Source organism: Winogradskyella sp. PG-2, from assembly GCF_000828715.1.
Classification (GTDB): Bacteria; Bacteroidota; Bacteroidia; order Flavobacteriales; family Flavobacteriaceae; genus Winogradskyella.
In genome coordinates, this window is record NZ_AP014583.1 from 618,723 (window position 1) to 633,666 (window position 14,944).

16 protein-coding genes are annotated in these 14,944 nt (G+C 31.6%); 13 read left to right on the top strand and 3 right to left on the bottom strand.

Features of this window, described 5'->3' with window-relative positions:
- Nucleotides 1–5 precede the first annotated feature (5 nt).
- Nucleotides 6–776, top strand: coding sequence for a hypothetical protein (locus tag WPG_RS02855; protein WP_045475094.1), 771 nt, complete (start codon nucleotides 6–8; stop codon nucleotides 774–776).
- Here WPG_RS02855 and WPG_RS02860 read toward each other — a convergent pair whose 3' ends face one another.
- Entirely contained in the window at nucleotides 777–1,475 is a 699-nt protein-coding gene (locus WPG_RS02860) for a T9SS type A sorting domain-containing protein (protein ID WP_045469119.1), read from the bottom strand.
- A gap of 91 nt (nucleotides 1,476–1,566) precedes the next feature.
- Here WPG_RS02860 and WPG_RS02865 point away from each other — a divergent pair, with 91 nt between their 5' ends.
- The 8 genes from WPG_RS02865 to WPG_RS02900 are packed head-to-tail and all read left to right on the top strand — an operon-like array spanning nucleotide 1,567 to nucleotide 6,811.
- The gene (locus tag WPG_RS02865; protein WP_045469122.1) at nucleotides 1,567–2,070 is read left to right on the top strand and encodes a GbsR/MarR family transcriptional regulator; all 504 of its coding nucleotides are present in this window, start codon (nucleotides 1,567–1,569) and stop codon (nucleotides 2,068–2,070) included.
- A gap of 59 nt (nucleotides 2,071–2,129) precedes the next feature.
- Entirely contained in the window at nucleotides 2,130–3,071 is a 942-nt protein-coding gene (locus WPG_RS02870) for a hypothetical protein (RefSeq protein WP_045469125.1), read from the top strand.
- Nucleotides 3,061–3,726 carry a class I SAM-dependent methyltransferase gene (locus tag WPG_RS02875; protein ID WP_045469127.1) on the top strand — a complete coding sequence of 222 codons (666 nt, stop codon included), beginning with the start codon at nucleotides 3,061–3,063 and terminating at the stop codon, nucleotides 3,724–3,726. The genes WPG_RS02870 and WPG_RS02875 overlap by 11 nt, the downstream gene beginning before the upstream one ends.
- 9 nt (nucleotides 3,727–3,735) lie before the next feature.
- Nucleotides 3,736–4,125: a hypothetical protein gene (locus WPG_RS02880; protein ID WP_045469130.1), complete on the top strand. Its 390-nt coding sequence runs from the start codon at nucleotides 3,736–3,738 to the stop codon at nucleotides 4,123–4,125.
- Complete coding sequence (locus WPG_RS02885; protein WP_045469133.1) at nucleotides 4,122–4,997, top strand: methyltransferase domain-containing protein; 876 nt, start codon at nucleotides 4,122–4,124, stop codon at nucleotides 4,995–4,997. The genes WPG_RS02880 and WPG_RS02885 overlap by 4 nt, the downstream gene beginning before the upstream one ends.
- Nucleotides 4,998–5,005: 8 nt before the next feature.
- Nucleotides 5,006–5,911 (top strand): TIGR01777 family oxidoreductase, encoded by a 906-nt coding sequence (locus tag WPG_RS02890; protein WP_045469136.1) that lies wholly within the window; start codon nucleotides 5,006–5,008, stop codon nucleotides 5,909–5,911.
- Nucleotides 5,912–5,962: 51 nt separating this feature from the next.
- Entirely contained in the window at nucleotides 5,963–6,520 is a 558-nt protein-coding gene (locus WPG_RS02895; RefSeq protein ID WP_045469140.1) for a sigma-70 family RNA polymerase sigma factor, read from the top strand.
- 33 nt (nucleotides 6,521–6,553) lie between these two features.
- Nucleotides 6,554–6,811, top strand: a complete 258-nt coding sequence (locus WPG_RS02900; protein ID WP_045469143.1) for a hypothetical protein — start codon at nucleotides 6,554–6,556, stop codon at nucleotides 6,809–6,811.
- Here WPG_RS02900 and WPG_RS02905 read toward each other — a convergent pair.
- The gene (locus WPG_RS02905) at nucleotides 6,794–7,627 is read right to left on the bottom strand and encodes a membrane protein (RefSeq protein ID WP_045469146.1); all 834 of its coding nucleotides are present in this window, start codon (nucleotides 7,625–7,627) and stop codon (nucleotides 6,794–6,796) included. The two genes, WPG_RS02900 and WPG_RS02905, sit on opposite strands and share 18 nt — an antisense overlap.
- Nucleotides 7,628–7,748: 121 nt before the next feature.
- Here WPG_RS02905 and gcvP point away from each other — a divergent pair, with 121 nt between their 5' ends.
- The 4 genes from gcvP (at nucleotide 7,749) to WPG_RS02925 (ending at nucleotide 13,217) form a co-directional block, all read left to right on the top strand.
- Complete coding sequence (gcvP, locus tag WPG_RS02910) at nucleotides 7,749–10,598, top strand: aminomethyl-transferring glycine dehydrogenase (protein ID WP_045469150.1); 2,850 nt, start codon at nucleotides 7,749–7,751, stop codon at nucleotides 10,596–10,598.
- Between the two features lie 137 nt (nucleotides 10,599–10,735).
- Nucleotides 10,736–11,794 (top strand): 3-oxoacyl-ACP synthase III family protein, encoded by a 1,059-nt coding sequence (locus WPG_RS02915; RefSeq protein ID WP_045469153.1) that lies wholly within the window; start codon nucleotides 10,736–10,738, stop codon nucleotides 11,792–11,794.
- 28 nt (nucleotides 11,795–11,822) lie between these two features.
- Complete coding sequence (locus tag WPG_RS02920; protein ID WP_045475096.1) at nucleotides 11,823–12,344, top strand: methyltransferase; 522 nt, start codon at nucleotides 11,823–11,825, stop codon at nucleotides 12,342–12,344.
- Nucleotides 12,345–12,368: 24 nt separating this feature from the next.
- Nucleotides 12,369–13,217, top strand: a complete 849-nt coding sequence (locus WPG_RS02925; RefSeq protein ID WP_045469156.1) for a glycosyltransferase family 2 protein — start codon at nucleotides 12,369–12,371, stop codon at nucleotides 13,215–13,217.
- On the opposite strand, the gene pafA is transcribed toward WPG_RS02925, so the two are convergent.
- On the bottom strand, nucleotides 13,210–14,877 hold the full coding sequence (gene pafA / locus WPG_RS02930; protein ID WP_045469159.1) for an alkaline phosphatase PafA: 1,668 nt from the start codon (nucleotides 14,875–14,877) through the stop codon (nucleotides 13,210–13,212). The genes WPG_RS02925 and pafA overlap by 8 nt on opposite strands.
- Nucleotides 14,878–14,944 lie beyond the last annotated feature (67 nt).

Below are 14,944 nucleotides of genomic sequence, written 5' to 3' on the forward strand. Positions count from 1 at the left end.
TGTCTATGTGGTTTCTAAAACTTCTTGGACATCTAATACTAATAACATTTTTAACAGCATTAACTCAAGTTGGTGGGTTAATCTGGTTAATAACAGTTTTTCTTTCGATTAAAACTAAGTGTAAAAAGCGCGTTATTTTCCCAGTATTCTATTTATTATTCAATTTAGTTTTAGTACCTCCAATTGCTTCATACTTTGGAAGAGAAAAATTACCATGGTTTGATGTTAATTTAAAACCCAAAAATTGGTTTTACCCATTAGCTTTTAGAAACTATGTAAAACCGGAATTGAAAAACTTATTATATAGTTCTTCTAAGGCAAGTAAAACACAAATCACATATTTACATGGCAATTTTCCGTTTTTTGATAAGTTTCCACTTCTACCTCACTTAAGTCATAATGATGGCAAAAAAATTGATCTTAGCTTTAATTATCTAAATAAAAATGGAAATAAAACAAATAAAAAACCTTCACTATCAGGTTATGGTACCTATGTGAAACCAAATAATTTAACAACAGAAAACTGCATTGAAAAAGGTAATTGGCAGTATGATTTTACTAAATATATCACTTTTGAAATAGTTAACGATTTAAAATTTGATTCAAATTCAACTAAAACGATAATAGAAACACTTCTTTCTCATTCTGAAACACAAAAGGTATTTATTGAGCCTTATCTCAAAACGAGATTAGGTTTAAATGATAGGTCTAAAATTTCTTTTCATGGATGCAAAGCTGTTCGGCACGACGATCACATTCATCTTCAAATAAAATAGTTAATATTTCAACATCTTGACGGTTCGGGAGTTAATACCATCACTAATTTTAACCAAATAAATCCCATTACTCTGTAATTGAAAATTATGAGTTAAGCTATTGCTAATATTTAATTGTTGATTAACAACATTCTTTCCTAAAATATCATAAACAGAAATATCGTATTGTGCCGGAGACTTAAATGTTATTTCACCATTGCCTACTTTGATATTGTCAATTAAATCATAATTCTCTACCGAAAGAATCGCAGAACCAAACCCATAATCACTTCCCATTAAATCAGCTGATTGCCTAGATTGATCACCAACTGTTACTAAAAAGTACCAATCAAAAACCTCAGTACCTTGGGTAATTGTAGTAGAATTTAACATTGGCTCTTCAAGATAAGTTCGTGTTGCTGGGTTAAAAGTTGCAACATAATAGCCTAAAATAGCATCATAAGTGAGGGGAATCATTGTATTAACATCTGTAAAATCATCATGATAATCCCAAGTTAGAGGGTCAACATCAGTTTGCAAACCTGTGTAAAGGTACAAATTTGGGTCACTCATTGGATCAAAAATTGAGTAATCTCCAGACTCACCATATTTAAAGGTAATTGTTCCAGAATTGATATCACAAGGATTAGGAACGAGCTCTATTTGGGCTTGGCATATTCCAAACATAAGTAAAGAAAGACAAAGTAGTTTTATTTTCATAGTAAGTCAATTTATCAACTAAAATAAGAAAAATTAAAAAACAAACTTTCAATAATTATTGAAAGTTTAATAATTATTGTACATTTGCTATATGGAATACCAACAAGCAAAAGAAAAGTTTATTAGTACATGGGGTAGTTTAGGCACACTTTGGGGTATAAATAAAGCCATGGCTCAAATACAAGCCTTGCTTTTCATCTCTACAAAACCATTGTCTATGGAGGATGTTATGGAAGAACTTAAAATCTCTCGTGGAAATACGAGTATGAATTTAAGACAACTTATGGATTGGGGAATTGTGACTAAGGTATTAGTGACTGGAGAACGAAAAGAATTTTTTACAACAGAAAAAGATGTTCAAGAATTAGCAAGAATAGTGGCTAAAGAACGTAGTCGAAGAGAAATAAAACCAGTAATTAAAGTTTTAGACGAAGTCTCTTCTATTAAAGATGATGGTACCGAAAAAACAAAAGAATTAATTAAACAGACCAAAGCATTAAAAGAATTAACCGATGACTTAGACACCTTAATGAATAAGTTAGTAAATCAAAAACAAAACTGGTTAACTAAGTCTGTTTTTAAACTGATGAAATAACCAATATATTTTTTAATTCTAACTTTCATTTTTTTCTGAAAGTTTAAAATTATATTATTATGCACCCGATACTTAAAAAGCACAAATATCTTGTCATTACATTAGTAATCATTTTTCTTACGGCACTTTGGTTTTCACTTTTAGAAAATGGAAATTATGGTACAACTCTATTTTTTACTATTCCAGGTACAATAGCTTTTTTAATTGGGTATTCTAGATCATTTAATGGAGGATTAACTAAGACAATCAAAAAAGGTTTAAAAGGGTTTATACTCATAATGCTTCTTTTTGCTGTTTTCTGCGGGTTTTTAATTGCAATTGGCTTAGAAGGTGCAATTTGTGTCTTAATGGCTTATCCTTTTTTAGTCATCCCAATGACAATAACTTATACAATCGGTTTAGGTATTGGCAATGCTGATAAGAATTTAAAACGTAACTCAATAATCTTAATTGTTTTAATGAATCCTACAACGTATATCTATGATAGCTATACAGAACCAATAAAGGAAGAAGTAATAACAGAATTAATAGTTAATGTTTCGAAAGAAAAAATATGGAATGATCTTTCTAATGAAATTGTTTTTGAGAAAACACCGATGTTACTTTTTGAAAAAGGTATTTCTTATCCTAAATCAATTCAATTAGATGATAATAAACATAGTTACTTATGTATTACTAATAACGACACTATAAATTTAGACATTATAAACTTTAAGGCTAATTCTCAAGTGACTTTTAAACCTAGAGAGCAGACAATCCCGATGCGCGAATTAACTCCTTACGATTCAATAGACGCTGAACATTTACATAACTACTTTTTTGTAAACTATGGGCAAATTACTTTAAAACCTTTAGATATAAATACAACCAAGATTATTGCTAAAACATCATATAATTACAAAATTGCACCTAAATGGTATTGGAAGCTTTGGTCCAATTACACAATTAATGAAATGCAGCTACATGTATTAAATTCAATAAACGATAAGTATGACTACTAGCTCTAATCTTATAGAATACTTTGACGGTTTAAGCAAAACTTATATCACTAACGAGTATGCATCATTATTTGTGACTAACTATATGAGAAGAAAGCTTATAAAAAAGGTCGAAAGTTTTGAAAATAAATCTGTTTTAGACATTATGAGTGGAAAAGGAGAAAACCTTAAATACATTGATCAACAAAATAACACCTCTATTACAACTGTAGATTTTGCAACTCAAATGAATAAAGCTGCTCTGTTAAATTATAAGACTAAAACAATTCATCAAATTGAGAGTGATTTTTTTGAGATTAATCATAAACCAGAATCCTACGATATTATATTATGTTCATTTGGAATTAAAACTATTAAATCAGAACAACTTAGTGTATTTGTAGAGAAGATAAATCATTTACTTAAACCTAATGGGGAAGTGCTTTTACTAGAGCTCGTAAAGCCAAAGAATTATTTGAATTTAAAATTTATTAAATTTTATTTAGATGTATTTGTGTCTAATATGTTCGGTAAACAGTTTAAAGCACTTTTCCCTTACATTAATAATCATAAAAACATGAATAGATTAAAATCGAATTTAATAAACACAAAAATAAGCGTTATTGAGCATCAAAGAGTTTTTGATTTGTTTGAAATTATTCATGCAAAAAAGCTTTAATTTTTTTAAATGAAACTTTCAATTTTTTCTGAAAATTTAAAAACAAATTTTATTTTGAAAAGCACGCACTACACTAATATTTTATTTTACCTCACTGTAATTGGACTTTACATATACGAGCCTCTTTTGGGAGCTCTCCGCCAAATGGGACTTGGCATATTTCAATTTGTAATTGGTGTAAAATTAATTGATGATATTCAAAAAAATAATTCCGTTGGTCATAAAGCACTCAAAGCATACTGGTTTTTAGTCTTAACTTGGTTTATATTATTCCTTACTTTCCTATTTACTAAAATTCTTAAAGGTTATGACATTGCCACACTATATGTAATTCTTATGCTTATTGGCTTTTATTTCACTGTAGTTACTTATTTAATTTACAAAAATCAAAAATCATGAAAACACAGACCTTAGATTATCAAAATTACTCAGAACAAAACAAAATAGAAATGATCGATTTCTATAACGAAGCTTCTGAAGATTACGAATTTTGGAGCAATGATTTCAATATGCATTTTGGGTATTTCATTCCATTTAAAACTAATCCGTTTAAAAGAGATTCAATGCTTAACCAAATGAATGCTCAAGTAATTAAATGTCTTAACATAAAAGACACTAAAAATCGTCTTGTTGATTTAGGTTGTGGAATGGGAGGTACTATGCGTTATGCTTTAAAGCAATTTAAAAATATAATAGCTTATGGTGTAACCTTATCTGATTTCCAAGTGCAACAAGGCAATAATTTACTAAAAGGAAAGAATGGAATCATTCTGAAAGAAAACTACAATAACACTTCTTTTAAATCTAATTCATTTGATTCTGCGGTTGCGGTAGAGAGCTTTTGTCATTCTGGTCACGGTGAAAATTCACTAAAAGAAGCACATCGTATTTTAAAACCGGCAGGACGATTAGTAATTGCTGATGCCTTCTTAAAAAAGGACGCAACAGAACTTTGCAAAGGAGCTCATTATTCTTACAAAAGTCTATGCGATCATTGGAGTCTCGAAAAATTAGAAACTCATTCGTTTATAAAAGAAAAGTTAGAAACTCTTGGTTTTAAAAATATTAAAGTCGAGGACGTATCATTTAGAGTGGCACCTTCAGTCTTACACGTACCATTTGCAATAGCTGGTTTTATACTAAAAAAACTATTAAGTTTTAAATCTATAAAAAGAGAAAGTTTGCATAATCTAAAAGGTTCTTTTTATGCGTTAATAACTGGTTTACACATGAAAAGTTTTGGATACTATATCATCAGTGCTACTAAATAACTTATCATATGAAAACAAATACAATCACCATAGCTGGAGGAAGTGGGTTTCTAGGTCAAGTCCTAGAAAACTACTTTAAAGAACAAGGACACACTATCTATATCCTAACTAGAAACCCTAAACGGGATAATGATATGTATTGGAATGCGAAAGATTTAGACAATTGGACTACTATATTAAATAAAACAGACATCTTAATAAATCTAACAGGGAAATCTGTAGATTGTAGATATACTGAAGCTAATAAAAAACTAATTCACGATTCTCGTATCAACTCTACTCTCATTTTGGGGAAAGCTGTAAACAACTGTAATAATCCTCCAAAAATTTGGTTAAACATGTCTACATCTACTATTTATGAAGATTCTTATAACAAAGAAATGACAGAAACAAACGGAGATATTGGTGATGATTTCTCAATGAATATTGCTAAATCTTGGGAAATCGCTTTTAATAATATAGAAACAACTAAAACAAAAAAAGTAATTTTAAGAACGTCTATTGTTCTTGGTAAAAATGGTGGAGCACTTGTTCCATTAAAACGATTAACACAATTCGGTTTAGGAGGAAAACAATGGCATGGAAAGCAGAAAGTAAGTTGGATTCATGAGCTCGATTTTGCTAAAGCAATTGATTTTATAGTGACACAAAATCTAGAAGGTACATTTAATATCGTTTCTCCAAAACCTACTACAAACATTCACTTGATGAAAGCATTAAGAAAAGCTTTGAATGTTCCATTTGGTATTCCTCAAACAAAATGGTTATTAAAGTTAGGTGCTAGAGTTATTGGTACAGAATCAGAATTGGTTCTAAAAAGTAGAAATGTACTTCCAGAAAACCTTATAAATAATGGCTTCAAATTCACATATACAAATATTGATAATGCATTAAGTTCACTTGTAAAATCATAATTCAGTTCTCATTTTTTTACACTATTTTTGGTTCAGCAATGAAAAACAAAAATGATTAATCATCAAATAAAACCTAATAATTGGATAAAACTCTATTCTGACTACCTCTTTAACTACACCATAACACGTGTTAGTAGCAGAGAAATGGCTCAGGATTTAGTATCTGAAACCTTTTTGGCCGGTTTAAAATCTATGGCTAATTTTAAAGGTGAAGCTAGTGAGCGCACATGGTTAATATCTATTCTTAAAAGAAAGATAATTGATCATTACAGAAAAATAAATTCTAATAAAGGTAAAGCTGAAGTTAGAATGAGTTATAATAGTGATACAGATTCTGAGGGAGATTGGCTTGAAGAACGTGTAGCTGATCCGTTTGATAAAACTGCGGAGGATAAATTAGAAAATTCAGAATTAGGTGACGCCATCTATGATTGCTTAGATAAGCTACCTGAAAAACAAGCTGAAGTTTTTAAGATGAAAACTATTTTAGGATATGACACAGAAACCATTTGTAATGAATTGAATATAACTGCGTCTAACCTCTGGGTAATCATCCATAGAGCAAGAACAGCTCTGGCTGGTTGCATGGAAAAAAATTGGTTTGAATAAAAAAAGATAGTCCGGTCATACGGAAAACAAAAGATGAAAAAAAGTTTTTTATTTGTTAGTTGCGAAGAAGCACAACATATTTGTGATAAAAGACAATATGGTGAAGCTACAGGATGGGAACGTGTCAAATTAGGGCTCAGACTTTCTTGGTGTCGAATCACAAAGGCTTATTCTAAAAATAATAATAAGCTCAGCCAAGTTGTTGAAAAAGCTGAAGTAAACTGCATGAAGAAAGATGAACGCAAAAAACTACAGGAACAGTTTGAAAAAGAATTAGCTAAGCATCAATAAAATTACTAGCCAAACTATTGGCACACTTTCTACCCAAAATGCGCTGTAATATTTAGATTGATTTTTATTTGAAAAAATTAATAATAGAAATGTTACCAAAAATGTAATCAACATGACAAGAATCGCATTACCAGTTAACTCATCCTTAAAATATTCTAAGAAAAAAAATACAATTAAGAGTAAAACACCTATTGTTTTAGTATTCTTAATTCCAATTTTCTGTGGTATGGTAGCTAATTTTACACTATCGTAATTAAGGTCTCTAATTTCAAAAGGTAACATTAGTATAATTACAAAAACAAAACGTTGAATACTTGTAATAACTACATCGGTATTCAAAAGCACTTCATTATCTAACAATGGTAATAATACAGTTGTAAATGTCCAAACTAAAGCGATAACATAAATCTTTAATCCACCTATTTCTCTCAAGTTTTTCTGACTATCTCTGAAGTAATGCATAGGAACCAAAGGAATGGCATAAAGAAAAGTTATGAGACCAAATACAGAGAGCAATAAAAGGGTTTTCATCTCTAACTGAGAGGCGTAATAAGTCATCGCAATAAATGCAACGAAAGAAAAAAGCTGAATCACTTTAAGCCAAACTGCCAGACTACGATGGTGAAATTTGGCCACACCAAAATATTTGATAAAATTATAACCTGTAATCGTCGCAAAAAACACAAAATATAGAACGTTTTCATCATAATCCAAACCAAATTCAATCAACGTTATCCATGTTAAAGCATAAACTGCAAGTGCCACATGAATACTACTATTTAAATAGAAATTGAATATACGTTTTAGAACAGTCATCAAACAAAAATAAGCAATGTGTTAATAACCCTTTATTATGGTTAAAAACTTTAGTTTTCATTAACTAAATAAAAAGGCTAATTCCGTATTTTTGCATATCAAAAAAATTGCTAAATAAAGAATGAATACAACCTCTTTTGCACTCAGACATATTGGCCCAAATTCTTTGGAACAAAAAGCCATGTTAAACACTATTGGTGTTACTAGTATAGAACAACTAGTATCCGAAACTGTACCTTCAGATATTCGTCTAAAGACCGACTTAAATTTAGAGCCAGCGATGAGTGAGCAAGAGTATTTAAGTCATATTTATGAGCTCTCAAAACTTAATAAAGTATTTAAATCTTATATAGGTTTAGGGTATCATCCCTCAAACTTACCTGCAGTAATTCAGCGAAATATATTAGAGAATCCAGGTTGGTATACTGCTTATACTCCATATCAGGCCGAAATCGCTCAAGGCCGTTTAGAAGCCTTGTTAAATTTTCAAACTATGGTTATAGACCTAACCGGAATGGAAATTGCAAACGCATCACTCTTAGACGAAAGTACAGCTGCAGCTGAAGCTATGAGTTTACTTTTTGCAGTAAGAGAACGTGATCAAAAGAAAGCAGGTGTTAATAAATTCTTTGTTTCAGATTTAGTTTTACCTCAAACTATTTCCTTATTAGAAACCAGAGCAAACCCTATAGGTATAGAATTAGTTATTGGCAATGAAGCAGAGTTTAATCTTTCTGAAGAATTCTTTGGTGCATTATTACAGTATCCAGGAAAAAACGGACAGATTACAGATATCAAAGGTTTTATAGAAAAGGCTAATGCATCTCGAATAAAAGTTGCAGTAGCAGCTGATATTTTAAGCTTAGTAAAGCTTGAAGCACCAGGTAAATTTGGTGCTGATGTTGTTGTGGGAACGACACAACGTTTTGGAATCCCAATGGGCTATGGTGGTCCACATGCTGCTTATTTTGCTACTAAAGAAGCTTACAAACGTGATGTACCGGGTCGTATAATTGGAGTTACAAAAGACACTAATGGCAACAGAGCTTTACGTATGGCCCTACAAACACGAGAGCAACATATTAAAAGAGCAAAAGCCACGTCTAATATCTGTACAGCACAAGTGTTATTAGCTGTAATGGCTGGTATGTTTGCCGTTTATCATGGCCCAAAAGGTTTAGAATTCATTGCTAATAAAGTATGTGACTCTACCTCAACTCTTGCTAATGCTTTAAAAGATTTAAACTTAGAACAAGTAAACTCACATTATTTTGATACGCTGCAAATAAAAGTGGATGCTGTTAAAGTAAAATATGAAGCAGAGAAAAGTGAAGTGAACTTTCATTATCCAGATACAAATACAGTTACGATTTCAATTAATGAAACTACAACAATTTCAGACTTAAATGAGATTATTTCAATTTTTGAACGTGCAACAGGTAACACAACTGATAAAATTGTATCCATTACAAATATTGAAACCATTCCTAATCATTTACAACGTCAATCAGATTTTCTAACATTTGATGTATTCAATTCTTATCATTCTGAAACTGAATTAATGCGTTACATTAAACGCTTAGAGCGTAAAGATTTAGCTTTAAATCATTCTATGATTTCACTTGGTTCTTGTACTATGAAGCTAAATGCTGCCGCTGAAATGTTGCCTCTAAGCTGGAGCAGTTGGGGAAATATGCATCCTTTTGTGCCCGAAGATCAACCTATCGGCTACAAATTAATGTTGAATGCTTTAGAAAATCAATTAACAGAAATTACTGGTTTTGCAGCAACATCTTTACAACCAAATTCTGGTGCTCAAGGAGAATTTGCTGGTCTTATGGTTATTAAAGCTTATCATGAATCTCGCGGAGATCATCATAGAAATATCTGTTTAATTCCATCTTCTGCACATGGAACAAATCCTGCAAGTGCCGTTATGGCTGGCATGAAAGTCGTAGTCACTAAAGCCTCGGAAAACGGAAATATTGATGTTGATGATTTAAGAGATAAAGCTGAATTACATAAAGATAATTTATCTGCTTTGATGATTACCTACCCATCAACTCATGGAGTTTACGAATCTGCCATTAAGGAAATTACGCAGCTTATTCATGATAATGGTGGACAGGTTTACATGGACGGAGCTAATATGAATGCGCAAGTTGGATTAACAAATCCTGGAAGTATAGGTGCTGATGTTTGTCACTTAAACTTACACAAAACGTTTGCAATACCTCATGGAGGTGGTGGACCAGGAGTAGGACCTATTTGTGTTGCAGAACAACTAGTTCCTTTTTTACCTGGAAACCCAATTGTAAAAACTGGTGGGCACCAAGCAATTTCTGCAATTTCTGCCGCACCTTTTGGGTCATCCTTAGCTTGTATTATTTCTTATGGATACATAAAAATGCTAGGTGCTAAAGGTTTAAAGGAAGCTACAGAAACTGCAATCTTAAATGCTAATTATATCAAAGAACGCTTAGAAGGTTATTACCCAACATTATATACAGGTGAAAACGGAAGAGCAGCTCATGAGATGATTATAGATTGTCGTGATTTTAAAACGAATGGTATTGAGGTCGTTGATATTGCCAAACGTCTTATGGATTATGGTTTTCATGCTCCAACGGTTTCTTTCCCAGTTGCTGGCACTATGATGATAGAGCCAACCGAGAGTGAAAACAAAGCAGAAATGGATCGTTTTTGTGATGCAATGATTTCTATTAGAAAAGAAATTGATAACGTTTCTAAAGATGAACCAAATAATGTTCTGAAAAATGCACCACATACAATGACGATGTTAACTTCTGACGAATGGTTATTACCATATACAAGAGAAGTTGCTGCTTTTCCTTTAGAATATGTTAGAGATAATAAATTTTGGCCTAGTGTAAGACGTGTTGATGATGCTTATGGAGATCGAAATTTAATTTGTAGTTGTGCGCCAATTGAGGCGTATGCAGACGCATAGAGACTATTTAAATTTATTGAAGAGTCTTATATTTTGCAGTTTGAACGTCGTAAAACAAAACCTCTTTTTCTATTTGTTAATTTAAATATAGTTACATTGCCGTATTAGATTAAAATACAACTACAGACATCATATTTATGAACGTTAAAATAACTGGAACAGGTAGTTATATTCCGAGTATTATTGAAAAAAATCAAGACTTCTATAATCATGAATTTTTAAATTCTGATGGATCATCTATAAATAGTGCTAACGAGGTTATTATAGAAAAGTTTAAAGCAATAACTGGAATACAAGAACGTCGCTATATAAAAGAAGAGCTATTAAACTCTGATATAGCTTTTTTTGCGTCTCAAAAAGCAATAGAAGATGCTAAAGTTGATAAAGAAAGTATCGATTATATCATTGTTGCTCATAATTATGGTGATGTAAAACATAATACAGAACAAAGTGATACTGTACCAAGTATTGCATCTCGTGTAAAACACCTATTAAAAGTTGAAAATCCAAAATGTGTTGGATATGACTTACTTTTTGGTTGTCCTGGTTGGATTGAAGGCGTTATACAGGCTAAAGCGTTTATCGCTTCTGGTTTAGCAAAACGATGTTTAGTTATTGGCACAGAAACTTTATCACGTGTTATTGATAAACACGATCGTGATTCTATGATTTATAGTGATGGTGCTGCTGCAGTTATCGTTGAAGAATCTGATGAAGATGGTGGAATAATAGGCCATGATTCTGCTACCTATGCCTTAGATGAAGCACATTTTATATTCTTTGGAGAAACCAATAAATTAGACGTTGTTGACCAACGTAGATACATTAAAATGTATGGTCGCAAAATTTATGAATTTGCCCTTACTAATGTACCTAAAGCTTTAAAATCCTGCCTAGATAAAAGTGGTATTTCAATTAAAGATGTCAAAAAAATATTGATTCATCAGGCTAATGAAAAAATGGATGAAGCTATAGTTAAACGCTTCTACAAATCTTATGGTATGAAAATGCCAGAAGGTATTATGCCTATGACCATTAATATGCTGGGGAATTCTAGTGTTGCGACTGTACCTACATTATATGATATGATTTTAAAAGGGCAACTTAAGAATCAAGAGATTAATAAAGGAGATGTCATTATATTTGCGAGTGTTGGTGCAGGCATGAACATTAATGCTATTGTATACAAACATTAACGAGTTTACCGCTTTCGCGACAAGTAACATGTACGAAAAAACTTTTCCAAATAAACGCTTCAAACATTCTTTAGAGTTTTTAAAGGCTCATATCTCTTCTTCAGAAACAATTTTAGATTTAGGCATAAAGAATCCTTTTTCTGAGATTATGATTTCTGAAGGATATTCAGTTGAAAATACTACTGGTGAAGATTTAGATGAGGACCATTCTACAATTAAAAATTCATCTGCAACTGTAGTTACGGCTCTCGAAATCTTTGAACATTTATTGTCACCTTATGAAGTTCTAAAAGCTATTAAAGCAGATAAATTAGTCATCAGTATCCCATTACGATTATGGTTTTCTTGTGCTTACAGAAGTAAGACTGATAAATGGGATAGACATTATCATGAATTCGAAGACTGGCAACTCGATTGGCTTTTAGAAAAAACAGGCTGGACAATTAAAGCACGAGATAAATGGACTAATCCGGTGAAAAAAATTGGAATAAGACCATTACTTAGACAGTTTACACCAAGATATTATATTGTTTATGCAGAAAGAGTTTAACTTTGAAAAAATAGTTTTTCAATTTTGAATATTTACATTATCATTTCTGCTCACAACGAAGACATGTACATTGGTAAAACTTTAGAGTCTATAGTTGAGCAAACTCTATTACCTAAACAATTGGTTGTAGTCAATGATAATTCTACTGATAACACTAAGACTATTGTTGAAAATTATGCTTCAAAATATCCTTGGATAAATATTATAAGCACAACATCCTCAGAAAAACATCTTCCAGGTTCTAAGATTATAAATGCCTTTAACAAAGGTTTAAAAGCTCTGGATAATAACTACGATATCATCTGCAAATTCGATGCAGACCTTATTTTTCCAAAAAGCTATTTAGAAACTATTTCTAATCATTTTAAAGCAAATAAAAAACTAGGTATGGCTTCTGGGTTTTGTTATATCGAAAAACATAATCAATGGGTTTTAGAAAGTCTAACTCGAAAAGATCATATACGTGGTGCACTAAAAGCCTATAGAAAAGAGTGCTTTAATCAAATTGGCAAATTAAAGCCGTCAATGGGTTGGGATACTGTTGATGAGATTTTAGCAAAATATAATGGTTGGGTAATTCTTACTGATGAATCCCTTCATGTAAAACATCTAAAACCTACTGGTCAATCCTATAATAAAGCCTCCAAATATTTACAAGGAGAAGCGATGTACAAAATGCGATATGGCTTTTGGATTACTCTTATTTCGGCTATGAAATTAGCCTATAAAAAAGGGAATATTAAATTGTTTAGAGATTACATGTCTGGTTATTTTAAGGCTAAATCGGCCAACTCTGAATTCCTTGTTTCTGCTGACGAAGGTAAATTTATAAGAAATCTACGTTGGAAAGGGATTAGAGGTAAATTTATTTAATCACAAATCCTAAAACACAACCAGTTGAACCATTAGGAAAACTAATCCCTAACAAAGCAGAAATTGTTGGTGCAATATCTGGTATCACTGTTTTATTATATGTTTCACCTTGCTTTATCCCATTTCCCAAAAACAACAACGGCACATGTGTATCATAATTTAATCCACTACCATGTGTAGACCCTTTTTTACTGTATGCAATATGCGCAATATCGTCTATAATTATAACATCACCAGAACGTTTTTGGTTAAACCCGTTTTGTAAAAGCACTTCAATACCAGTTGTAAAGTTGGTACTATTCATTGTTGTTGCAGTATATACCTTAGCTATGTTTTCGTAGCTTATTTGCTCATCTACCAATGCCTGTTCAACATTATGAAGGTTTAAACCCAATTCTTTAAGTTTAGATTTACTCAAAAAGACTTGATTATTACTTACCTTTTCAACAATATCAGTTGTACCGAAAGTATCTTTTAAAAATGCTTGGAATTTTTCTTTCCTTGAGTCGTAATCTAAATAACCAGCTGGGACTTTTACAGATTGTAAATAGGCAGGCACATTTACTGCTCCATGATCTGCAGTTAAGAAAACTGTATACTCACCTTCACCAACAGTTTCATCTAAATACTTAAAGAAACGTTCTATATCTTTGTCTAAACGTATATAAGTGTCCTCTACTTCTTTAGAGTTCACACCAAAATTATGGCCAACATAATCCGTACTACTATAACTGACGGTCAAAACATCTGTAATCTCATCCATACCCAATTGCTCACCTTCTATGGCAGCAATGGCAAAATCAGTCGTTAAGCTATTTCCGTAAGGTGTTGCTTTTAAAATATCAAAACCATTATTATCTTTGCTTAAGGTTTTTAAATCATACGGGAAAATAGCTTTATCTTTTCCCATAAACCCTCTTTCAAAGTTATTATCATCTGTTCCACTTTCTATATATGTAGAAATATCATAAACCGTATTCCATTCTTTTAAATAAGATTTCGCAACTTCGGCTGTATTAAAATCAGTCACCCAATTTGGAAGAGTATTCATATAAAATGAGCTTGTTATCCAAGTACCTTCTTCTTTTCCATGAAACCAATAAGCAGCATTCGCTGTATGACCTGCAGGTAGAATAGCTCCTCTATCCTTTAATGAAATTCCAATTGTTTTTCCTCGCATTTGTGTAAACAATCTATTCTCATCAGAAAAGGTAGTAGTTAACATAAGATGTGGAGACATTTTACCAGCTTTATCTTCTGTACCAATGGACTTAACATTTTCATCACCTGCACAATACACTGTTTCTTTCGTTTCTTTATCATACCAATTATTACTTATAATACCATGATATTTTGGAGTAGTCCCAGTATATACTGATGCATGTCCAGGACCTGTATATGTTGGTATGTAATTAAAATGATTGTTTTTACAGTTAAAACCTTCACGCATCATACGTTTAAAACCTCCTTCGCCATACTTGGATTCAAAACGAGTTAAATAATCGTAACGCATTTGGTCCACAACAATTCCAATAACTAGCTTAGGCTTAGAATTTGTTTCAATGGTATTAGTTTGTTCTGTTGCTAGGATTGTTTCATTTTGTGAACCACAAGCCGAAAATAATAGCAAAAACGTAATTAATGTGTAGCATTTCTTCATGAGATATAATGTCTATTAATTAAAGTTCAAAAATAGGGTTTTTAGATTATCTTAATTTTAATTTAAG